Origin of the sequence: Leptothoe kymatousa TAU-MAC 1615 (genome assembly GCF_018739865.1) — a bacterium.
GTDB classification, from domain to species: Bacteria; Cyanobacteriota; Cyanobacteriia; order Phormidesmidales; family Phormidesmidaceae; genus Leptothoe; species Leptothoe kymatousa.
Genome location: NZ_JADOER010000001.1, coordinates 42658 through 63611, shown reverse-complemented (window position 1 = coordinate 63611; position 20954 = coordinate 42658). Strand labels below are relative to the sequence as shown.

22 protein-coding genes are annotated in these 20954 nt (G+C 52.1%); 10 read left to right on the top strand and 12 right to left on the bottom strand.

Annotation, left to right across the window (positions count from 1 at the left end; genetic code table 11):
* Positions 1-240: 240 nt before the first annotated feature.
* Positions 241-2382: a S8 family serine peptidase gene (locus tag IXB28_RS00275; protein WP_215616544.1), complete on the bottom strand. Its 2142-nt coding sequence runs from the start codon at positions 2380-2382 to the stop codon at positions 241-243.
* A 153-nt stretch (positions 2383-2535) separates the two neighbouring features.
* On the opposite strand from IXB28_RS00275, the gene IXB28_RS00270 reads away from it, so the two are divergent.
* From IXB28_RS00270 to grxD, 3 genes are all read left to right on the top strand, one after another.
* Positions 2536-3567, top strand: a complete 1032-nt coding sequence (locus tag IXB28_RS00270; RefSeq protein WP_215616543.1) for a hypothetical protein — start codon at positions 2536-2538, stop codon at positions 3565-3567.
* An 83-nt stretch (positions 3568-3650) separates the two neighbouring features.
* Entirely contained in the window at positions 3651-3902 is a 252-nt protein-coding gene (locus IXB28_RS00265; protein WP_215616542.1) for a BolA family protein, read from the top strand.
* A 113-nt stretch (positions 3903-4015) separates the two neighbouring features.
* The gene (grxD, locus tag IXB28_RS00260) at positions 4016-4339 is read left to right on the top strand and encodes a Grx4 family monothiol glutaredoxin (protein ID WP_215616541.1); all 324 of its coding nucleotides are present in this window, start codon (positions 4016-4018) and stop codon (positions 4337-4339) included.
* A gap of 107 nt (positions 4340-4446) precedes the next feature.
* On the opposite strand, the gene IXB28_RS00255 is transcribed toward grxD, so the two are convergent.
* Entirely contained in the window at positions 4447-4689 is a 243-nt protein-coding gene (locus tag IXB28_RS00255) for a DUF6761 family protein (protein WP_215616540.1), read from the bottom strand.
* A gap of 518 nt (positions 4690-5207) precedes the next feature.
* Here IXB28_RS00255 and IXB28_RS00250 point away from each other — a divergent pair.
* Positions 5208-5948, top strand: coding sequence for a response regulator transcription factor (locus IXB28_RS00250; protein ID WP_215616539.1), 741 nt, complete (start codon positions 5208-5210; stop codon positions 5946-5948).
* Between the two features lie 72 nt (positions 5949-6020).
* On the opposite strand, the gene IXB28_RS00245 is transcribed toward IXB28_RS00250, so the two are convergent.
* The 4 genes from IXB28_RS00245 to IXB28_RS00230 all read right to left on the bottom strand — a co-directional run bounded on the left by IXB28_RS00245 (position 6021) and on the right by IXB28_RS00230 (position 8414).
* Positions 6021-6764 carry an ABC transporter ATP-binding protein gene (locus IXB28_RS00245; protein ID WP_215616538.1) on the bottom strand — a complete coding sequence of 248 codons (744 nt, stop codon included), beginning with the start codon at positions 6762-6764 and terminating at the stop codon, positions 6021-6023.
* Between the two features lie 37 nt (positions 6765-6801).
* On the bottom strand, positions 6802-7341 hold the full coding sequence (locus IXB28_RS00240) for a hypothetical protein (protein WP_215616537.1): 540 nt from the start codon (positions 7339-7341) through the stop codon (positions 6802-6804).
* 74 nt (positions 7342-7415) lie between these two features.
* Positions 7416-7850, bottom strand: coding sequence for a DUF4079 domain-containing protein (locus IXB28_RS00235; RefSeq protein ID WP_215616536.1), 435 nt, complete (start codon positions 7848-7850; stop codon positions 7416-7418).
* Between the two features lie 201 nt (positions 7851-8051).
* Complete coding sequence (locus IXB28_RS00230; RefSeq protein ID WP_215616535.1) at positions 8052-8414, bottom strand: DUF1830 domain-containing protein; 363 nt, start codon at positions 8412-8414, stop codon at positions 8052-8054.
* 608 nt (positions 8415-9022) lie between these two features.
* Between IXB28_RS00230 and IXB28_RS00225 the strand changes: the two genes are divergently transcribed.
* From IXB28_RS00225 to IXB28_RS00215, 3 genes are all read left to right on the top strand, one after another.
* A complete protein-coding gene (locus IXB28_RS00225) occupies positions 9023-10606 on the top strand; it encodes a photosystem II high light acclimation radical SAM protein (RefSeq protein ID WP_215616534.1) in 1584 nt (527 codons plus the stop codon).
* Positions 10607-10696: 90 nt separating this feature from the next.
* On the top strand, positions 10697-11014 hold the full coding sequence (locus IXB28_RS00220; RefSeq protein WP_215616533.1) for a hypothetical protein: 318 nt from the start codon (positions 10697-10699) through the stop codon (positions 11012-11014).
* A gap of 369 nt (positions 11015-11383) precedes the next feature.
* A complete protein-coding gene (locus IXB28_RS00215; RefSeq protein WP_246559551.1) occupies positions 11384-13216 on the top strand; it encodes a peptide ABC transporter substrate-binding protein in 1833 nt (610 codons plus the stop codon).
* Positions 13217-13289: 73 nt separating this feature from the next.
* Here the strand turns inward: IXB28_RS00215 and IXB28_RS00210 are convergent, their stop codons facing one another.
* Positions 13290-13595, bottom strand: a complete 306-nt coding sequence (locus IXB28_RS00210) for a YkvA family protein (protein ID WP_215616531.1) — start codon at positions 13593-13595, stop codon at positions 13290-13292.
* A 202-nt stretch (positions 13596-13797) separates the two neighbouring features.
* On the opposite strand from IXB28_RS00210, the gene IXB28_RS00205 reads away from it, so the two are divergent.
* Positions 13798-15507: a peptide ABC transporter substrate-binding protein gene (locus IXB28_RS00205; protein WP_215616574.1), complete on the top strand. Its 1710-nt coding sequence runs from the start codon at positions 13798-13800 to the stop codon at positions 15505-15507.
* A 434-nt stretch (positions 15508-15941) separates the two neighbouring features.
* Positions 15942-16643: a DVUA0089 family protein gene (locus IXB28_RS00200; protein WP_215616530.1), complete on the top strand. Its 702-nt coding sequence runs from the start codon at positions 15942-15944 to the stop codon at positions 16641-16643.
* A gap of 99 nt (positions 16644-16742) precedes the next feature.
* Here the strand turns inward: IXB28_RS00200 and IXB28_RS00195 are convergent, their stop codons facing one another.
* Complete coding sequence (locus tag IXB28_RS00195; protein WP_215616529.1) at positions 16743-17633, bottom strand: bile acid:sodium symporter family protein; 891 nt, start codon at positions 17631-17633, stop codon at positions 16743-16745.
* Between the two features lie 225 nt (positions 17634-17858).
* Here IXB28_RS00195 and IXB28_RS00190 point away from each other — a divergent pair, with 225 nt between their 5' ends.
* Positions 17859-18434, top strand: coding sequence for a Uma2 family endonuclease (locus IXB28_RS00190; RefSeq protein ID WP_215616528.1), 576 nt, complete (start codon positions 17859-17861; stop codon positions 18432-18434).
* A gap of 64 nt (positions 18435-18498) precedes the next feature.
* Here the strand turns inward: IXB28_RS00190 and IXB28_RS00185 are convergent, their stop codons facing one another.
* The 4 genes from IXB28_RS00185 to IXB28_RS00170 form a co-directional block, all read right to left on the bottom strand.
* On the bottom strand, positions 18499-18912 hold the full coding sequence (locus IXB28_RS00185) for an ExbD/TolR family protein (RefSeq protein ID WP_215616527.1): 414 nt from the start codon (positions 18910-18912) through the stop codon (positions 18499-18501).
* 5 nt (positions 18913-18917) lie between these two features.
* On the bottom strand, positions 18918-19352 hold the full coding sequence (locus tag IXB28_RS00180) for an ExbD/TolR family protein (RefSeq protein ID WP_215616526.1): 435 nt from the start codon (positions 19350-19352) through the stop codon (positions 18918-18920).
* 31 nt (positions 19353-19383) lie between these two features.
* Positions 19384-20079, bottom strand: coding sequence for a MotA/TolQ/ExbB proton channel family protein (locus IXB28_RS00175; RefSeq protein WP_215616525.1), 696 nt, complete (start codon positions 20077-20079; stop codon positions 19384-19386).
* Between the two features lie 106 nt (positions 20080-20185).
* The gene (locus tag IXB28_RS00170; protein WP_215616524.1) at positions 20186-20947 is read right to left on the bottom strand and encodes a DUF4333 domain-containing protein; all 762 of its coding nucleotides are present in this window, start codon (positions 20945-20947) and stop codon (positions 20186-20188) included.
* Positions 20948-20954: the final 7 nt, after the last annotated feature.

Below are 20954 nucleotides of genomic sequence, written 5' to 3'. Positions count from 1 at the left end.
GTGACTATCCGTATATCTAATGAATGTAGATAGGGATAGGGGAACAACACTAGTGAATCTAATTGCTAAGACTATTAGCAGTAGTGTTTCACTTTAATAAGCGTCATATCCCTAATTTAACATTCTCAGAAAGGAATGTGCGTAAGCTGTGTTACCAACCTTATTACTACACACACTAAATATCCGTGCACCTGTAACACTATGGAAATCTCCATAGGCCAAATTACGTATAAATGTGCGCTAGATGCCTAGTTTGAGGGACCACTGCAACAATTGGCCTGGGTGCGTCTCCGTGTGGTCCACAATGTCCAACTGCCAGCGGCCATGGATCCCCTCATGCATGACTAGGGTTAGGGCCGGTGTATTTTCAAAGGTATAGGTTTTACGCAGCTGGGTTTGACGCCCCAGGGTGCGTCCCTGGAGCAAAACCGTTCTACCCTGGGGCGAACGCAACGACACGCTCAGGTCACCGAGGAAGGGATGGCGCAGGTCCACATACACTTGGATATCCTGCAAATTGCCCCGCTGATTGATCGTAATGCCCGCGCGTTGGAGGTCAGTGCGGCTAGCCGGAATGGTTAAGGTCACGGCGCTCGTTTGCTCTAGGGTCTTGCTCAGCCGTCGTGTGGATAGGTAGCGATCGCGGCAAGCTTTAACGGCTCGATAGGCATTGACCTTGCCATAGCCAAACCACAGGGAATGGCCGCGATTGTCGTAGCGACCGTAGGCTAAGCCCAGCTGCGGGTCAGGACTGGTGTCCTCAATTTTATCGGCGGTGTCTTGCAAAATTTGCTTCACCTCTGCGGCCGAGAGGTCTGGATTAGCCGACAGCATTAGCCCCACCACCCCCGCAACCACAGGGCAGGCACTGGAGGTACCGCCAAAGGAACTGGTGTAGTCGCTGCGGCTGTAGCCAGTTTGCCCGGTGCGATCGCAGGTGGTCATCCCCAACCCCGCCATCGCACCTTTCACCGGTGGTCCCGTTTCCACCTGCCCCACATTGGGCAAAGCCATACTCGGTGGGCCATTATTACTCGGCGCCGCCACCGATACCTGCTTCCCCCAGTTGCTATACACCGCCTTCCGATTCAAACTCGTGGTGGCCGACACCGTAATCACATCCGGATGCATGGCAAAACCGCCCAGCCACTGGGTTACCCCCCGCAATGCATTCCTGGGCCAGCCCAATTCCTGGACCTTGCCATTCAAAGGACGATTCGCATTCCCGGCCGAAAATAACACCACACAGCCTTTACCATTGCGGCCCCGCGTCGCCGCCCGATTAATCGCATTGCGCTGGCGAAACGAGAGGGGAAAATAAACCGCCGCTGGCGACCAGCTACAAGAAATCACCGCAGCCCCCTGGGCCACGGCCCAGTCAAATAGCTGCTCAATCGACTCATCATCCAAAAAACCAGTGGTTTGAATCGGCATAAAACTGCAGCCCGGCGCCACCCCCACCACACCGCTACCCGTTTCTTCGGCCACCGCCAACCCTGCCACCGACGTGCCATGGTTCTCATAGGATTGGGCCGGCATCGGCAAACCATCCTTATTCTTCAAATCCCGCGGCCCCACCAGCTTGCCCATGCCCTGCAAGTCTGGATGATTTAGATCAAACGCATCATCCGTAACGGCCACCACCACCGAACGGCTCCCGCGAGTAATATCCCAGGCTTTTTCAGCACTAATATGAGAATTCACCACCAGCCCTCTGCCCCCCTGATGCTGGAGATGCCACTGCTGTCGGTAGAGATTATCTTGGGGACGGTACAACGGTGCCGTAGAAATCACCACATTAGGCTCCGCCACCAGCACAGCGGCATGGCGCATCAAACGATTCGCCAGCTTAATGGGGTTTTCCATCGCCGATGGCCCCACCTGAAACACATAGGTACGCTCCACCCCCGCCAATCCCTTGGTACGAATTAGCCCCAGCTCCTGCCCTAAAGCATCAATCTCCCGCAGGGGAAAATTCGCAGCGAACTGTACCGTTAACTGTTCCAATAAATAGAGATGGGTGTTCGGGCTGGCGGCCAGCTCATAGACATGGCTAGCAAATCGCACCTGGGGTAGCTGCCTTGCCCGTTGCAAATAGTCCTCCAGTTGCTGACGCTTCACCTTCAGGGCCACCAGTTGCCCCTGGGCCACCGACCTAACTTCTAGGGGCTGCCACTGGCGGGTTAGATCTTCCAGGACCAACGATTGTTCGGCAAGATCTTCAAATCGCAAGGTGAGCCAATTGGCCACCTTATATAGCCATAGCTCTTCGCCACCCCGCTGCAAAATCAATCCTGCCTGTTCCGGATTGACGCCCTGTAAGCTTTCTCCTGCAACCATTTCAGACACCCCAAAGACCCTATCCACTTTGACAATAGGCACAATGCCTGGAAACCTAAGACTTATATATTGATAGCCTCTGTAACGATATCTTCGTAAAGATATAGTAGGGTCTCGACCCTAATGATCCCCTGGAGATCAAATCGTTACGCTTTGTTATTCCACCTGTAATCGCTTTAGTTGTTAGTTGGCCCCATGGTTTCCTTACTGCGCATCGTTCAACCTAGTATGCTCTCCTTGTTGGGAGCAGCTGCCAGCTTAACCTTCATGGCGTCCCCCAGTGCCGCTTCTACAGAGACATCTAACCAAGCTGTGCCAAGCCATCTCCTAGCCCAAGCAGGGGTGACCGACCTTGGCATTGCCGTTGGCGAAGGTCTATTGGCGGAAGCAGAGACCGCCATTGAAGACCAAAACTATGATTTAGCCATCCGTAAACTACAGGCTGCTCGCGAAACCCTGAACGAAACCTCCACCAGCTACCAGAGCATTGGTGCCGCCTTTACGGGCATCGATTCAGACATTAGCAGCGACCTGCGTAACCGTGCCCGAGATTCAGCGCAAATGCGCGACCAGGCCACCCTGCGCCAGGCCCTGATCTACCGAGCCCAAGGTCAGGCCTCACTAGCGGTCCCGCTTTTGATCGAAATTGTTCAAAGCCAGGGCCCAGCCAGAGATTTAGGGTTAGATGCCTATCGCCAGCTCTTTGAACTTGGCTTTATGGGTCGTCCCTATCGCCGCACAGGCTCAGAAGACCCCAGTGACGCAGTGGCCGGTGCCGCTCGTCCTTTAAACCAGGACGATAGCCCCATTGGCATTGTCGCTGCGGAAATTTTAATCGCAGAAGGTAATGCCGCCAGTGCCAATGGCGACAATGCCACTGCGGCTGTCCGTCTCCAAGATGCCCGTGAGACCCTAAATACTAGCTCCAGCTACTACCAAAGCCTGTTTACCACCTTTAAGGGCATTGATAGTCGCATTAGTGATGAAGCCCGCCAAAAAGCCCTGGAAGCGGCTCAACTTAGAGATGAAGCTACCTTACTACTGGCCAGCGCCTATCAAGCGCAGCAGCAGTCCTCCCTGGCGATTCCTTTACTCGTGGAAGTGCTCAACAGTCAAAACCCTAGTCGTGATTTAGGTAAACGGGCCTACGATCAGCTATTTGATATTGGGTTTGTCGGCCAGCCATATGTCGCCAACGAAGAAACGGCCACCTCCGCTGAGCAGTGATACCCACGAACGGGTTTAGGATAAATGTGGGAAAGCCAGCCTATCCAAGTTAGGATCATCTATCTCCCTATCTGCCATCTCCTATGATTCCTGCCGATAAAATAGAGCAACTGATCAAAGCTAAACTGCCCGATGCCCAGGTAACTATTCAGGACCTAACCGGAACGCAAGATCACTACCAAGCCACCATTGTGTCCACGTCATTTGCAGGGCTCAACTTGGTAAAGCAGCATCAGCTAGTTTATGGCAGCGTTAATGCTGCGATGGCCTCTGGCGATCTCCATGCCCTCACCCTCAAAACCTTTACCCCAGAGGAATGGAGCCAGCAAAGCTAAGTCTTGCTGCATCCAGACCGATCAAATCCCATTACAATCGTTAATTATTTACACATTGCTAACTCCATGGGCTAGTAATGTCGAACATTAGGTAATCATTGAGTGCTGTAGTTATGTCTCCAGAAGTCAAAGAAAAAATCGACGGATTAGTCACATCCAATAAAATCCTTGTATTCATGAAGGGCACCAAACTCATGCCCCAATGTGGCTTTTCTAATAATGTGGCCCAAATTCTCAATTCCCTGGGGGCACCTTATGAAACCGTTGATGTGTTGGCAGACTTTGATATTCGCCAGGGCATCAAAGAATATTCCAACTGGCCCACCATTCCCCAGGTATACATCGATGGTGAATTCATTGGTGGCTCCGACATTATGATTGAGCTATACCAGAGCGGCAAACTTCAGGAAATGGTAGAAGTTGCCCTGGCGTCTTAGACTCTGTTTGGCTTGAAAATAATAAATTTATTTCAGCTACAAAAAGGGGCAGCGCCACGGCTGCCCCTTTTCTATGCAACTACGGACCTAGATAACGCATCTGGTGATTAACGATAGTCTGGTTCGGGCTGAGCCATCGCAAAGTTGGATGAATCGAATAAAAACCGACCAACTTCTTCTTCGAGACGATGAATCAGGTAGGGCTCTAGCGCATCAGAATGGCGAAGAGCGGCTAAATAACCTGCCACATAGCGACGTAAATCATCGGAGCGATATCCACGATTCCACTGATCCACTAAAGCATCTGTAACTCTTTGGTAGAAGCGAATTGTTTTGGCATCTTGAAGCATATTTTGTTGGGCCTCCTCTAAACCACTGGTTCGTGACCTATTTTCTGGCGCTATGGATAGCTAAATAATGGGGGGTTAATCGTCAAAGTTCTGCTAAATAACCGACATTTACCCGAGGGGTACAGGTAATCGTAGTGACGAAAGAACAAAGGGGCTGATGAAACCGTGAAGGGGTAGATACGGAGTGGAAATTACTGAAAACCCGACTAAGTGCGACGTTTAAGCACACTTAATTATTATGTAAAGTTTTTTTGTTTTTTCAGTAGTCTCTCTAAGATTTTATCAGTTTCATCGATGTACGGAGTGGTTTCTTTTGCAAATATTAGGGTTTAAACCATAGATTTACGTCCTTGTGCTGGCCTTTAGGTGGTAAATGAGGGTTTATAAGAAAAACTACACTGGCGATGGACAGAAATACGGATGTCTGGTCGCCCCGTAGCCGCAACTACAAAATGTTCCTGAAGTCTTTGATACTCTTCTACGAGAGTGTTATGAAGCCTGGGCTTCGATAGTTAGCTGTGGCCTCTACGTGTATTCAAATCGTTGAAGGAAATCCCCATTTGAGATCGCTACTTAGTTGGCATCTCCAGCAGGCAGGCTATCGAGTCAATCAGTCTGCTGATATAGTGCGGGCCAAGGAAACGTTTCAGACGGCCCAGCCTAGCTTGGTCATTCTTGAAACAGAATTTGCTGATGGTAGTGGCTTGGAGCTATGCCAATGGTTACAGCAGCGGGGTAGACCGCTCGTTATGATTTTGTCTGCGAAGTCTGGGGAACCGGACGTCGTAGCTGGTTTGCAAGCGGGGGCTGATGACTATCTCAAAAAGCCGTTTGGCATGCAAGAGTTTTTGGCAAGGATAGAGGCGTTAACCCGTCGAAATCGAAAGCTGACAGCACCAGCGTCCCTAGCCTATGGGGATTTGAACATTGATCTAGTGCAGCGCCGCGTGCGGTTTAAAGAGCAGTTTATTGACCTAACACCCCAGGAATTTAGTTTACTTTATGTGCTAACCCAGGCGGAGGGCTCCCCCCTCAGTCGGGCTGACTTGCTGCGGCGTGCCTGGCCCGATGCCATTGATAATCCACGCACCGTGGATACCCATGTTTTATCGTTGCGTAAGAAAATTGAGGTGGATCCGCGTCAACCGAGTGTGATTCAGACTGTGCGCAATGTTGGTTATCGATTGAATATTGAGCGTTTACATCAGCCTCGCCCTGTGGGTATTGGGGCGGTTAATGCGGTAAATGCCGTCGGGTAAAATGCCTAACTGACAACAGGGCCCCTAACTGACAACAGGGCCCTGTCGGGTAGGGGCCCTGTCGGGTAGAGCCTATTCATCCCAGTCCTCGTCCCAGCTGTCTGCTTTTTCAGCGGCGACGATTTGCTGTCTGAGGTCGGGCCAGTTAATTTCGTGGACTGGTTTGTAGGTGGCTAAGTGACCATGCTGGATATGCAACACATGGGTGGCCCAGTCGGCGACGAGGTCTAGCTGGTGATTGGCCATGACGATGGTGCTGTCTGAATTAGCTAGGTAATTTAAAAGATGCTGGCCATAGCCCATGTCTTGGGCAGAGGTGGGTTCGTCTAGGAGAATTAGGTCGGGTTGGGTGGCGAGGGTGCGGGCGATCGCAACTCGCTGACGCTGCCCCATGGATAGTTCCACCGCCTGGCGAGGCAACCAATCCTTGGGAATTTTCAACCGCTCTAGCCAAGGGGCAATATGTTGCCGGGCGGCGCTATCATCCATCCCTTGTAGCTGAGCGGGATAGCAAAGCGTGGCTTCTACAGATTGCCCCAGCAAGCGACTTTCCTGCATCACCAGGCCAATTTTTTGCCGCAGTGCCACCACCGAATAGCTGGACAGGGGCCGCTGACGATAGCGAATAACACCACTGGTGGGGTCGCTGAGGCGATTCATCAGACGCAGCAATGTGGTTTTGCCGGCCCCCGACGGACCGACAACAGCCACCCGGGATTGGGGTGCGATCGCAAACGATATGCGATCTAGCAGCAGCCCAATGCCCACACTGGCCCGCAACGATACATCCACAAATTCAAGAATGGCGTCATCCATTATGCAGCGTTATTCCCATGGCACCAGCGGCATTCCCCTACCCTAAATGGGTGGCCGTCCAAATCGTCCAAGCGTCCATCAACAGCAGAAAAAACGTCATGATCAACAAAAACAGGTACATCCAAGGCTGGGCCAAGGGCGTCACATCCTGAGTATCAATGCCGGTTTTAGCTTCGACCGTACGCACCAGGCGGGCAAATCCCACCACCCGCATGGGCAGTAGGTAGGCCCGATCCGCCGCCTCAGTAATAAAGTAGTAAACCGTGCCATTTTGCCCAGTAGATCGGGGCTTGAGGGCCTTAATATCGGCCCAGGCCAAGGTCCACCCCCGCCATGGCAACGGCGACACCAGGGCAATGCCCTCGTCGTTAGTCTGCACCCGCTCCCCTAGGCCAGCCCCTAAAAACAAGGCACCCAAAACCGCCAGCACCATTAACACCGCCGGGGAGATGGGGGCATCTGTAGCCTGGGCTAAAAAGGGCAATGGCGACAGCAGGGCAATGTAAAAGCTCAGCAATGTCACCTTAATCAACGGCGAAATACGAAAGCGATCGCAGGCAGAATCAGCCGAAGTCATAACTGTGAACCAGAAAACATGAGGCTTCTAGAGCGTAACATTAGTTTACAGACCCTGGGGTAACGTGGAGACCCCTAGGGCAAATACTGCTGTACAACGGTCCAACCGCTGTAGGTAACGGATAAAAACGCCATTAGCAATAGCGCATTCAGGGTGACGTGTAGCGACCTGGCCCAGGCATAGTTAGGGATTTGGCTGGCTGCGATCGCAGAAGATAGCACCAACACCACCACCGTTAACCCAGCCCATAAATGCCAAGAATGCCCCAGACTACCGTGCTCACCGAGGGTGCCAACAATACCGATACTCAGCAATAGCAGCACCAACGCCACCAACAGCCCCCCCAGCACCAAATGGGTGATCCTGAGCCAAGCTGGCTGTTCCTGCTGATGGGAGCGCCCATACCAAACTCGCCCCCCCGTTAGCAAAAGCGCCATATATAACGTTAGAGAAAGCCCCATAGACCAAGCGGCAATGCGCCATAACCAAATAAAAGAAGGCAGATCCATAGGCCTGGTACTGGTAGCAATCATCCCCAAGGCTCTGATCCCAGGAGCTGTGTAAGCTTTACCACATTGTCGACACCGGAGAAAGCGGCAGCGCCAGCTCAACAAAAAGCGGCTACCCCATGGCAACCGCGACGAACAGGAACTATTAACCTATTTCCCCAAGACAAAAAACGCTAACGCTTTTGCCCTAAGCCAGAAAACTCAACCGTTCACATGCATAGGCTGCATCTCAGATACCACTTTCTCAGAAGCCACCGCGGTCCTATCCAACGATGAATTAACCACCGCCTCAGCCGCAGAAGAGTCTGGCTGCACAATCTGCAACCGAGCGCAGGGAATCGTATCTTCCACAATGGAACTCGCCATCGAGCCAGAATGGATCTCCAGCTGCGCTTTAACGGATGCCTCAAACATTAATCGCTGCCCTGGAAAAACAACGCGTTCGAAGTACCAATTAGCAACATTTGTAATTCTAGCTACCTGAATTTTACCGGTGCTATTTACATAGCAACATAAAATCTTGCCAGCGCTATCAGATGGAACGGGATCAAGTGTCTGTGTCATGGGAAAAGAAGAGAGCACATGGGTCTGCTAACAGTATCTATGAGGATAACATTGGCCGATCCCGAACAACTGTAAAAGCTGTTACCAACGAGGCTTTGATAAAAATTAAACCTGTCACAACCGCTACGATTGACGACAGTTGCACATGGGATCCCAAAAAATACTACCGCGAAATAATATTCAACGATTATTCATCGAAAGCCAAGCTTACAAACGTTTTCAACTGATCCTAACGTGGCACTTACCTAATAGGAAAGGCTTTATCTTTTTCAATAAATAATAATTAACAGTTAGCCCATTCAAGAAAGTTTTTCTATTAGCCTTTGCACGTTAAATAACATTGCAAATATGCCAATAAGATGACAATAAAACCGGCTAATAACTATAAAAAACTGGGCCAATCATCAAAGAGTTTTATGGCGTTGCCCATCAGCGCTCCCGTCCAGAGCACTAGAAACGCAACGCCCCACCTAAGGCATTGAATCCTTTAGGCAAGAATTGTTTCCGCTGACGGTGAAATAGAAAATGAGCGGTGCTATCGTAAAGATATATGAAAAAACTGAAAATTCATTTCATTTTTTGACGATAGCTTAGGTATTTGTGCAGCAATGGCTAACCGCGTTCTCTATGTACGGCTTCCCTGTAACCCCATCTTTCCCATCGGTGTGGTTTATTTAGCAGACCACCTGCACAAAGTTTTTCCTGATATAGAGCAGCAAATTTTCGACCTAGGGACCATTCCTCCCCTAGATTTCGGCGCCGCTTTAGATCGCTGCATCGACAAATTTCAGCCCAATATGCTGGTGTTTTCCTGGCGCGATATTCAGATTTATGCACCGGTCGGCGGCCGAGGCGGTAACCCGTTACAAAATGCCTTTGAGTTTAACTATGCCCGCAACCCCCTCGTGAAGCTTCGGGGAGCGATGGGTGGTCTACGCATGGTAAGTACCTACCTGAACGAACTTTGGCAAAACACAGGGCTGATTAAACGAGGCTTTAAACGCGCTAAACGCTATCAGCCAGAGGCAAAACTGGTGGTAGGCGGGGGGGCCGTTAGTGTCTTCTACGAGCAGGTCGCCAGTATGCTACCCAAGGGTGCGATTGTCTCCGTCGGCGAAGGGGAACTACTGCTCGAAAAATTGGTACGCCAAGAATCTATTGCCCAAGAGCGCTGCTACATTGTCGGTGAAACAGAACCCCGCGAACGGTTAATCCACGAGTGGCCCAACCCCATCGAAAAAAGCGCCTGCAACTATAGCTATATCGAAAAAATCTGGCCCGATTTCCAATACTACCTACAGGAAAACGACTTCTACATCGGTGTCCAAACCAAGCGTGGCTGCCCCCACAACTGTTGTTACTGTGTCTACACCGTTGTAGAAGGCAAACAGGTACGCATCAACCCTGCCGACGAAGTGGTCAAAGAAATGCGACAGCTCTACGATCGCGGCATTCGTAATTTCTGGTTTACCGACGCCCAGTTTATTCCAGCCCGTCGGTTTATAGACGATGCCATTGATCTACTGAAAAAGATTGTCGCCTCTGGCATGGACGACATTCATTGGGCCGCCTATATCCGTGCCGACAATCTCAACCCGGAACTATGTGACCTCATGGTGCAAACCGGGATGAACTACTTTGAAATTGGCATTACCAGTGGGTCCCAGGAACTGGTGCGAAAAATGCGCATGGGGTACAACCTGCGCACCGTTTTACAAAACTGCCGCGATCTAAAAGCCGCCGGATTTAACGACTTAGTTTCCGTTAACTATTCCTTTAATGTCATCGACGAACGTCCGGACACGATCCGCCAAACCATTGCCTACCATCGAGCCCTAGAAGAAATTTTCGGTCGCGATAAAGTAGAACCCGCCATTTTCTTTATTGGGCTACAGCCCCACACCCACCTAGAAACCTACGCCCTCGAAAACAATATCCTCAAAGAGGATTACAATCCCCTAGCCATTCACCTGCCCTGGGTGGCCAACAAGCTGCTGTGGAATCCAGAACCCCTGGGCTCTTTCTTTGGCGACATTTGCCTCCAGGCATTTCGCCAAAACCCCAATGATTTTGGCCGCGAAGTCATGGATATTTTGGAGGAGCAACTGGGGATTGCGCCCCTAGAAGAGGCCCTGAGCGCCCCAGTTAAATCGACCCCAAAGCCCCCAGCCTCAAAAGCACTCGTACATTAGTCGAGGTTTGGTTTACGAGCTTCCGAAAAGCGAACTAAGTAAATCATTAAGCAAATGTTAGGATCACTAGGCAAGAATTGACGGAGCGCCATGGTAGACAAGCCTATTTTGAAGAAAGATCGTCCCCCCGAAGAGGAAAGGGAGCGCAAGCCCGCCCAAGATAAGGGCAGAGGTAAAGGCAAAGGTAGGGGCAAAGGCAAAGGCAAAGGTAAGGGTGACGAACGCGAGAAAAAGCCCCCTGTGAACCCGGCCCTAATGCGTGGCCCCAGACCGACGAAGAAGGTTGAGCCTGAACCAGAACCTGAGGTTAGTGAAGAACCCGCTGCCGAAGAAACTGCGGCTGAAGAAACTGCGGCCGAAGCAGAAACCCCTGCAGCCAGCGATGGCGAAACCCCTGCAGCCGAATAATAGGTCTGTGCCCTAACGAAATTAAAACAGCGCCTGGATAGAACTATCCAGGCGCTGTTTTAATTTGCGGCCGACGGTGCCAGATTACCTTGGGTATGACGTGATGATTTCAACGGAAAGAAGGCAAAAAAAATCCCCAGCGGAATCCCGCCGGGGAGGACATCAGGGTGCATCTACCAATCAAATCTTCTAGGCACCATACAAACTTCAGGAGAAAATCAAAACACCGTGCCACTTTCCCAAGTGGTCTACCCAACTTGGCAACACCAAAGGCTAGTATCAGACAGGCACCAATAGAACGCGACGGCAACCATGTTTTTTTCCGGGTCTATCTCTTTAGGACACCACAGACATCGACCAAACAGAAGGATGGTTGGCCTTTTGCTCGCAGCCATGCTCCTCGGTGGTTGCCAACCGCTGACCCAGTCTACATCCGGCGCCCCTGACTCCCCCCACAGTGACGACCTCGACTCGGACGTAACGGCCCCCGATGTGCTCACCCTGATTTATAGTCGTTCTCCAGTCACCTTAAACCCGCATTTAGCCACTGGGTTTCAGGATTTTGAAGCCGCTCGTATTATCTATGAACCCTTGGCGAGCTATGGCCCTGATGGGCAGTTAGTCCCGATTTTGGCAGCGGATCTGCCGTCCTTAGAAAATGGGGACATTAGCGAAGATCGACGTTCCGTTACCTGGCGGCTTCAGGAAACGCTGCGCTGGTCCGACGGTGAACCGCTCACGGCTGAAGATGTGGTGTTCACCTATAAATTCATTATTAATAAGGACGTGGCGGCGGTCACAGCCCAGTATTACCGGGATATTAAATCTATAGAGGCGGTGGATGACCACACGGTCAAAATCATCTTCAAACAGCCCACGGCTAGTTGGCAAACGCCATTTACCGGCCTCAATGGGCTGATTTTGCCAGAACACTTATTTAAGGACTTTAATAACCGCAAGGCACGGGAAGCCCCTGCCAATTTCCAACCGGTGGGCACTGGCCCCTACCGCTATCTCACCCAGGCCCAGGGGCGGCTATTGTTTGCCCCCAACGAGCTATATCGCTATACCCTCAACAGCGGATTTAAGCGGGTGGAGATTTTAGGAGATGTGCCGCCCTATGTGGCAGCCCGTGATGTACTACGGGATGGCACGGCTGATTTTGCCCACAATATTCAGCTGGAGTCGGCGGCGCTGATCGACCTGGTAGAAACTGGAGCAGCGGGCAATTTGTTGCTCACCTTTGGTAGCCAGGTGGAGCGCATTATGCTGAACTTTGCGGACCCAAACCAGGAAACCCAGGCAAAAGAACGGTCTAGTAAGGATTTTCCCCATCCGATTTTGCGCGATTTTCGGGTGCGCCAGGCCATTGACTATGGCATCGATCGCCAAGCCATTGCCAGACAGTTATATGGCGACCTGGGCCAGGCCACATCACAGCTTTTGGTAGCGCCGAATCCGGCTGGGGAACAGCCAATTCCGTTTAAGCATGATGTGGAAACGGCCAAGGCCCTATTGGATGAAGCCGGATGGGTAGATAGTGACGGAGATGGGGTGCGCGATCGCAACGGCAAACCCCTCCAGCTCATCTTCCAAACCTCCATTGGCACCATTCGCCAAGCCACCCAAGCCATGGTGCAACAACAGCTAGCAGACATTGGCATTAATGTTCTAATTGAGCGGATACGCACCGACGACTTTTTCTCGGCGGACCCCGACCAAACCAACAGCATCAACCATTTCTATGCCGACATGCAGGAATATGCCATCGGCAACGATATTCCTGACCCCACTATTTATATGAGCTGGTGGACCTGCGACAACATTGCCGCCTTGGAAAATAACTGGCAAAAACCCAACAACGCCCGCTACTGCAACTCGGACTACGACTATTTGTGGAATATTGCCCGCAGTGAAATCGACCCCGCAGCCCGCAATGAACTCTTTCGCCAAATGGACCGGCTACTGGCGGACGATGTGGCTGTTTTACCCATTGTGCATCGCTCCTTGGCCAATGCCGTTAGCAATCGGATTACGGGCTATACCTTTACCCCATGGGATGCCAGCACCTGGGATATTGCCAACTGGCAACAGGCTACCCCAGTAGAGAACGCACCGGACAGGGCCGTAAAGAATAGCCAGATCGAAAGCACGCCCTCGGAAAGTGACGCATCAACAGAAGATGCTGAAACCACAGAATAAACGCCAGATGCCCATAAGCGAAAGCGGCTAATGATGCTGTACGGGCTAGGGCAGTGTCAAAGCCGACGCCCCCCTAGGGAATTTCTTGGGCATTCACATCAACCACGACACTGTCGTCATCGTTTTTGACGGTGTCCTCTGCCGGAGGGGTCTCTTCGGCTCGATTAGCAGCACTTTGAAATAGCTGGGACACTTCAGCGATCAGCAAGGTAAGCAAAATCCCATCGTCGATCCACCCCACAATGGGAAACACATCGGGGGAGATATCGATGGGGCTCACTAAATAAGCGAGGGTGCCCGCAATGATCAACCAGCGGTATTTAGGATTGCGTAGACTCGTGCGGTACCAGGAGTAAAACGACTCAACCAGTTGCTTCATAGAAATCCTTAGCGCATCCTTTGTATGATGCCATTTCTCATCATCACACGTGTTCTAAACGTTAAAACTGTGGGATTTTTTTTACCTAGCGTTAGCAATCCGCACTACGATACGTTCTCAAGTATTGCAGGCATCGGCCATGGCATTTATTGGATGCTCGCCACCGCCTGCAACGGCCTTCGTTTTCTTCCATAACCCCTCCATGAAACGCCCTGCTCGCTGGTTGATTAGCTGCTGTTTGATTGCCGGTCTTGGGGCCTGTCGTCCTGGCACCGATAACGCCACACCGGGAACAACCGCTGACGACAGCACCCTTAAGCTGCTGTACTGGCAAGCGCCCACCATTCTGAACCCCCACCTCTCCAACGGGTTTAAAGATTCAGAAGCCAGCCGCATCACCCTAGAGCCCCTGGCCAGCTTTGACGCAGCCGGCAACCTACGCCCCTTTTTAGCCGCCGACATTCCCACGGTGGAAAATGGTGGTGTGGCCAGCGATGGCACCTCCGTCACCTGGCCCCTGCGGTCCGATGTGCTGTGGTCCGACGGCACGCCGTTCACCGCTGAGGATGTGGTCTTTACCTATGAGATGCTGACCAACCCGGAGGTGGGCAGCACCACCGCCGGGGTGTATGAAACCATTGAAACCGTTGAAGCCCTCAGCCCCACCGAAGTTAAAATCACCTTTAGCGAGCCCAATCCCGCCTGGTCTTTAGTCTTTACCGGCACCAGCGGCATGGTGTTACCGGCCCATATATTTAAGGAGTTCAATGGGGCCAATATTCGCTCAGCCCCGGCTAACCTGGTGCCCATTGGCACTGGCCCCTACCAGGTGGTGGACTTTAAACCAGGGGATGTGGTGGTCTATGAACCCAACCCCCACTACCGAGAAGCGGTGGGCTTTGAGCGGGTGGAACTGAAGGGCGGCGGCGATGCGGCATCAGCTGCTAGGGCAGTGCTGCAAACGGGGGATGCCGACTTTGCCTACAACATTCAGGTGGAAGCGCCCATCCTCAAACAGTTAGAGTCTGGGGGGCAGGGGCAGTTTGTCACCAGCTTTGGCTCTTTAGTAGAGCGTATTTTGTTTAATTTTACCGATCCGAACCAAACCGCCAGCAGTGGCGAACGGTCTAGCGAAGAGTTTCCCCATCCGTTCTTTAGCGACGCCCAGGTGCGTCAAGCCTTTAGCCTAGCCATTGATCGAGATACCATCGCCGACCAGCTCTATGGCCCCGCAGGTAAAGGGACGGTGAACTTTTTGGTATCGCCCGATAGCTACCGATCGGAAAATACTAGTTATGAATTTAATTTAGATAAAGCTAACCAGCTGCTGGATGATGCGGGCTGGGTGGACAGCAATGGCAATGGGACTCGCGATCGCAACGGCACCGAAATGCAGGTCCTATTCATTACGTCAGTCAACCCGGTGCGGCAAAAGACCCAGGAAATCATAAAACAAAACCTGGCCACCATCGGCGTGGGCACCGAACTACGCTCCCTAGACCCCGCCGTTTACTTCTCCGGCGACCCCGCCAGCGAAGATACCGTCGAACACTTCTACGCCGACCTCCAGATGTTTGCCACCGGCAACACCAACCCCGACCCTGGCGCTTACCTCAAAACCTACACCTGCGCCGAAAGCAGCCAAAAAGCCAACAACTGGTCTGGACAAAACTATAGCCGCTACTGCAACCCCGACTACGATACCCTCTGGCAACAATCAACAACAGAACTTGATACAAACCGGCGCACGGCCCTACTAATCCAGATGAACGATACCCTGATTCAAGACTATGCCGTCATGCCCATCGTTCACCGGGCAGACATCGACGCCGTCAGCAATCGGCTCACCGGCATTGAGCTAACCCCCTGGGATTTACACACCTGGAACATCGGCGAATGGCAACGGCCATAGGTTGGCTGTGCCAGTTGACCCCAGAAAGCAAAATTGGCCACCGTCAGCCCGCTTGCAGGCCTTTCTGTCGCATCAATCCCCAGACTGTTCCCGGTAATACGGTGCAAACATAGCGGAATTTCACATCTAACGAAGATTAATTGAGTTCTTGTTGAAGTTGGGGCGATGGACTTGTTGGTAGCCAGGTAAATTACTTAGATTATCACTATCAGGCGGGACACCATTCCCATGGTTTGCTTCTTAGCAGCTGGGACGATTATCTTCTACCGGTTTTACGCGCATCCAATAGAAGCAGGGCTACCGTTATCAGATTTCTACCGTTGTTGCATTAGTACCGTTCTAAACAATTGAAAAACAGGTTTTAGATCTATATACCTGTAGAGCGGCGGTGCACATTTGAAACGCTTCAACAGTCTTTTAAGAATACTCAAAAAATGAAACCATTGTCAGCCCTAATGGGGATGGTCACTGGTGCGATGGTGACCACTCTCGGCTTCGGCGGTGTAGCCTCTGCTGCTGACCTATCCTTCCGTGGCGCATTCACTCAAGATGATGAGGTACAGCTGTTTAACTTCAGTCTAAGAACCGATTCACAGGTCACCGTGAGAACCTATTCTTATGGTGGTGGCACCCAATCGGACGGTACTGTTATCGCTGCTGGCGGGTTCGACCCGGTGCTCAGCTTGTTTAATGAGACCGGTAGATTTATTGCCATCAGCGATGATGATGCTTCTGGAACCGTCGCAACAGACCCCAGCACTGGCCAGGGCTACGATGCGCTCATCGACGTGATGTTGGCAGCAGGCGACTATACCCTGGCGCTAACACAGTTCGACAACTTCCCCAGCGGCGCCAACCTGGAAGACGGGTTTAAGCACGATGGGGAGGGTAACTTCACCAACGACTTCACACGCTGTGAGACCGATAGCTCATTTTGTGATTTTCTCGGCGATGTGCGCACCAGTCAGTGGGCCTTTGATACCTCTGGGTTCTTGCCCCTGCTCGAAGCCGATGAAGAGAAGCCCCCTGTGGATGAGCCTGGCCCCCAGCCGACTGAAGTCCCTGAACCGACCGCTACCGTAGCCATGGCGTTGGCTGGCATGCTGGCTATGGCCAAGCGCCGCCGCAGTCAATAAACCCCACGCCTGTATTATCTTCTAACCTAGCAGCATAATACAGCGATCCCAAAAGCGCCTCGATGAGTATATTCATCGAGGCGCTTTTGGATGAGATGATTAATTGTTATTGGCGACGTCAAACGTCACGGGCTGTTTCTGGGCCCACCAAGCAAACACGCCACTGACAACAAACATCAAGAGGGCATAAATGGCGGCGGGAATAGCCATGGTGGGGTTGTTCAAAAATGTGGCCCCGCTAGCGATCGCAATGGCCAATGTGCCATTTTGAACACCCACCTCAATGGTGATCGAGGTGGCGCTTGGGTTATCGAGCTCTGCGAGTTTTGCAATCCCATAGCCCAACGACATGGAAATGGCCATCAGGGCAAAGGTAATGCCCCCCACTTGGGCAAAGAAATCCACCACATTGGCCCGTTCTTTTACCAACAGCCCCGCAATAATCAGCCCCAGGAAAAACAACGACAGCCACTTCACCCAGGTTTCCACCCTGGCGGCAAACCTAGGGGCTTTATTGTGTAGCACCATGCCCAAGGACACCGGAATCAGCGTAATCACCGCAATTTGCCCAATGGTTTCTAGCAAGGGCAGCCGCAATGCGGCGTCAGCCCCCAGAAACGTTTGCATGGCCAGGTTAACAACCAGGGGAATGGTAAATACGGTAATCAGGCTGCTAATGGCCGTTAGGGTAATGGATAGGGCGACATTGCCCTTTGCCAGATAGCTGATCAAATTTGAAGTGGGGCCACCGGGGCAGGCGGCTAAAATCATGATGCCCACGGCGATTTGGGGCTCTGGGGAGAAGAAACTTATCAGTACGAATCCGACAAAGGGGAGTAGCACTAGCTGGGCGATGAGGCCCAGAATAACGGCTTTGGGCTCAACTAAAATGCGTTTGAAGTCGGCAACGGTGAGGCCTAGGCCCATGCCTAGCATGATGATAAATAGGGCTAGGGGGAGAAAAATATTGGTTAGGGAACTGGATTCCATGGGGGCTTTGGAGACAAAAGGACGCAGAGGGGCAAGCAACTAACTGCATAAATAGTGTATTACGTAGGTGGGTGTGCCCAAAGAGTCGCCGATGACACGAATACGTAGTCCTGTGGAGCCACGTTGAGACATCAGACAGCGTCCGCCCCCTGACAAAATATGGACCGTTCGTATCAGGGACAGGCGTAAACGCTAGAATACCTTTAGTGTTAATCGGGTTTAGCCATGACACAGTCCATTTTGAAAATGCCGGCTACGGCACTATTCACAGCGGAACAGTTTTATGACCTGTGTCGGGCAAATCCAGAATGGAAATTGGAACGCACCTCCCAGGGAGATTTGGTAGTGGTGGCGCCTACAGAAGGGGAAACCGGGGCAAGGAATGCCAACCTTTTAATTCGCCTTGGGGTGTGGAATGAGCAATACCAATTAGGGGTGGTGTTTGATTCTTCCACAGGTTTTCATTTGCCCAATGGGGCAGATCGGTCACCAGATATTGCTTGGGTAAAGCAGGAACGATGGCTAGCCCTAACGCCCCAACAGCGTGAGAAGTTTCCGCCCCTGGCTCCGGATTTTGTCATGGAGTTGATGTCGCCGACGGATAGCTTGAAGGATGCCCAGGCAAAGATGGAGGAGTATTTGGAAAATGGGGTGAGGTTGGGCTGGTTGCTAAATCGTAGGGCTAAACAGGTGGAGATTTATCGACCCGATGGTGTAGCAGAGGTTTTGCAACAACCCAAACAGCTATCGGGCGACCCTGTTTTACCTGGGTTTCATCTTAGTCTTGATGGTTTTTGGTAATTGTTGTAATGCGCCTACGGAGGGGTATTACTTTGGCATTTCATTTTGACTTAGTCTGCTTTCGTTACTCCACTGCCAACGAAACCCGCTTGCCACCGATGCCCCGCAGGTCCGCCAACAACTTGGCCACATCCGCATAGGGCAATGTCCGATCCGCCTTTAACATCACAAAGCCATCGGGATTCTCTGCAAAATACCCCTGAATAATCGGAGCCAATGCTGAAGTTGTTACCGCCTCTTCGTTATAGACTGTCTTTCCATCTTCCCGCAGACCAATCACCAAGGGTTCCGCCTTCTCAACCACGTCCTCATCAACGCCCGACACCGCCTGGGGTAAACTCACCCCAAAAATCTGCACGCCACTCAGTTCCATGGAAATGATGACAAAAAACGTCAGCACCGTCATCAACACATCCATCATCGGCACCAGGTTCACCTCTGGCACTCCTGAATTCTCACGGCGAGTTCGTAATCCCATGGTTCTTACAACTCCTCTTCACCATCTTCTAAGGCCAGGGAAACCCGGTCTCCGCCCACCGCACGCATATCACCCAAAAACTGCATTACATTCTCGTAGGGAAGCTCCTGGTCGGGCACTAAATACACCGTCTTATCAGAGTTCTTAGAGAGATATTCTTCAATTTCTAAGGTCAACTGGGCGCTATCCATGGGCTGGCCGTTGAGAAAAGTCTCTTCGTTTTCATCCATCTCCACAATGAAAATCTCATTGGCGGAGGGTAGCTGATCCGGTGGCACGTCCTCGGTTTGTTCTGGCGGTAGTTCCACCTCGATCAGTTGCTCACTACCCAAGGAAACGGCGATGACGACAAAGAAGGCAAGCACCCCCATCATCACGGTGAGCATGGGCACCAGATCGATGGTAGGGATTTTACTTTCTCTGCGTTTACCGATGGGCATAGGAAATTTTTAGAGGGTAGAGACTGTTGTTTTATTGATAATTGGTCGGCACGGGAGAGTCTTCGGGGGTATGGCCGTTCTCAGACGCCAGCAGCGCAGGCTCGTACCACTGTTGTCGGTAGATTAGCTCTAGTTCGTTACCGGCTTCGGAAAAGTAGTCGGCCTGCTGGCTCTGGAGGGACACGAGCACCCGCAGGACCAGCAGGGCCAAAATGGCGACGACCATGCCCGCAGCGGTGGTAATTAGGGCTTCACCAATACCGGCGGCGGCTTTACTGGCACCTTCGCCACCGCCGCTGCCGCCAATGTCTAAGCTGTAGAAGGTGGCAATGAGGCCGGTTACGGTTCCCAGTAGCCCCAACAGTGGGGAAATGGCGACGATGGTTTCTAGCAGTTTTTCGCCCTGGCGCATTTTTACGAATTCGCGATCCGCTGCGGTTTCCATGGCCAGGCGAAAGGTTTCGGGGGAGGCGTTGCGCAACCGCAAGGGGGCATGGAGAAAACGACCGATGGGGGTGTCGCTGTGCTGGTTTGCGATCGCAGCCGCTTCATTCAAATCCCGCGGAGCCGCATTCAGCACATCGCTGACAATTTTGCCTTCACGGCGCAGCAGGTCGGACCAAAAACGCGTCCGTTCTAGGGCGCAAGAAATTGTTAGCACCGACGCCCCAACAATGGGCACCATCACCGGCCCACCCCTAGCTAGAAAGTCAAATACAGTTGCCATTACCTATCTCCTTGGTTGTGGGCCAATCGAACATTGCCAATCAAAACTACTGGGTCTCAAACTTTTGCACGGGCAGCTAGCCCACTAAGGTCTTCCCTAGCAAGCGCTACTGACGATCGCCTTCATCCTCGTCATCCCCTTCGCCTATCAAGGCTGGCTTTGCCGTTTCACCACTGGCCGCAGCGGGTTCAGCTGGGGGCGGAGTGGCGGCAGTAGCCGGTGTGGAAGCCGCCACCGCCGCCCCTGGAGTAGGCGCCGCAGGCCCACTACCCACCACCACTTCCTGCCATTCTAAATTGCTGTCTGCGGCCACTTTAACCAAAATGGACTCCACCCGACCCGAGGCCACAGTACCAGACCCCACAACGTCGCACTCAAAGGTATCCCCCCGCTGATTCACCCGATAGGTATCGCCACAGTCAATGGCCAATCGCTTGCCAACGGCAGCTTTAATCTCTGCTCCAATGGCTTCTTCTAAGGAGGCCAGGTTGATCAGCGCCTTAGAACTGGGCACATTCCACACCACATTGCCCTGGTCATCTTGCTGGGTCACATTAATGGTGAACTGCTCACCGTCGGGCAACTCACCCACACAGCGAAAATATAACTCTGCCTGTTTGGCCACACGATTGGGACAAATCACATCTTTCAGGGTTAGCCGACGTCCCTGGCGCTCAATATCATCCTGGATATTGGCCTCGATGCGAGACATATTTAGGTGCTGGCCACAGCTGCTGAGGAAAACCACCCCAAACAGTGCTCCCAGCCGAGCCACGGTAGACAGTGGGCGACAGTGAAAAATATGACGTTGCTGATTGAGTAAGTTGAACGATCGGTAAAACCGATTATTAGTCTGAATAGGACGCATCAAATCG

Excerpts from the sequence above, each read along its gene's own strand:
- IXB28_RS00200 (WP_215616530.1), top strand. The coding sequence starts at position 15,942 with ATGAAACCATTGTCAGCCCTAATGGGGATGGTCACTGGTGCGATGGTG.
- IXB28_RS00270 (WP_215616543.1), top strand. The coding sequence starts at position 2,536 with ATGGTTTCCTTACTGCGCATCGTTCAACCTAGTATGCTCTCCTTGTTG.
- IXB28_RS00255 (WP_215616540.1), bottom strand. The coding sequence starts at position 4,689 with ATGCTTCAAGATGCCAAAACAATTCGCTTCTACCAAAGAGTTACAGAT.
- IXB28_RS00230 (WP_215616535.1), bottom strand. The coding sequence starts at position 8,414 with ATGACACAGACACTTGATCCCGTTCCATCTGATAGCGCTGGCAAGATT.
- IXB28_RS00185 (WP_215616527.1), bottom strand. The coding sequence starts at position 18,912 with ATGGGATTACGAACTCGCCGTGAGAATTCAGGAGTGCCAGAGGTGAAC.
- IXB28_RS00220 (WP_215616533.1), top strand. The coding sequence starts at position 10,697 with ATGGTAGACAAGCCTATTTTGAAGAAAGATCGTCCCCCCGAAGAGGAA.
- IXB28_RS00170 (WP_215616524.1), bottom strand. The coding sequence starts at position 20,947 with ATGCGTCCTATTCAGACTAATAATCGGTTTTACCGATCGTTCAACTTA.
- IXB28_RS00265 (WP_215616542.1), top strand. The coding sequence starts at position 3,651 with ATGATTCCTGCCGATAAAATAGAGCAACTGATCAAAGCTAAACTGCCC.
- IXB28_RS00175 (WP_215616525.1), bottom strand. The coding sequence starts at position 20,079 with ATGGCAACTGTATTTGACTTTCTAGCTAGGGGTGGGCCGGTGATGGTG.
- IXB28_RS00195 (WP_215616529.1), bottom strand. The coding sequence starts at position 17,633 with ATGGAATCCAGTTCCCTAACCAATATTTTTCTCCCCCTAGCCCTATTT.
- IXB28_RS00215 (WP_246559551.1), top strand. The coding sequence starts at position 11,384 with ATGGTTGGCCTTTTGCTCGCAGCCATGCTCCTCGGTGGTTGCCAACCG.
- IXB28_RS00190 (WP_215616528.1), top strand. The coding sequence starts at position 17,859 with ATGACACAGTCCATTTTGAAAATGCCGGCTACGGCACTATTCACAGCG.
- IXB28_RS00235 (WP_215616536.1), bottom strand. The coding sequence starts at position 7,850 with ATGGATCTGCCTTCTTTTATTTGGTTATGGCGCATTGCCGCTTGGTCT.
- IXB28_RS00205 (WP_215616574.1), top strand. The coding sequence starts at position 13,798 with ATGAAACGCCCTGCTCGCTGGTTGATTAGCTGCTGTTTGATTGCCGGT.
- IXB28_RS00240 (WP_215616537.1), bottom strand. The coding sequence starts at position 7,341 with ATGACTTCGGCTGATTCTGCCTGCGATCGCTTTCGTATTTCGCCGTTG.
- IXB28_RS00225 (WP_215616534.1), top strand. The coding sequence starts at position 9,023 with ATGGCTAACCGCGTTCTCTATGTACGGCTTCCCTGTAACCCCATCTTT.
- IXB28_RS00245 (WP_215616538.1), bottom strand. The coding sequence starts at position 6,764 with ATGGATGACGCCATTCTTGAATTTGTGGATGTATCGTTGCGGGCCAGT.
- grxD (WP_215616541.1), top strand. The coding sequence starts at position 4,016 with ATGTCTCCAGAAGTCAAAGAAAAAATCGACGGATTAGTCACATCCAAT.
- IXB28_RS00180 (WP_215616526.1), bottom strand. The coding sequence starts at position 19,352 with ATGCCCATCGGTAAACGCAGAGAAAGTAAAATCCCTACCATCGATCTG.
- IXB28_RS00210 (WP_215616531.1), bottom strand. The coding sequence starts at position 13,595 with ATGAAGCAACTGGTTGAGTCGTTTTACTCCTGGTACCGCACGAGTCTA.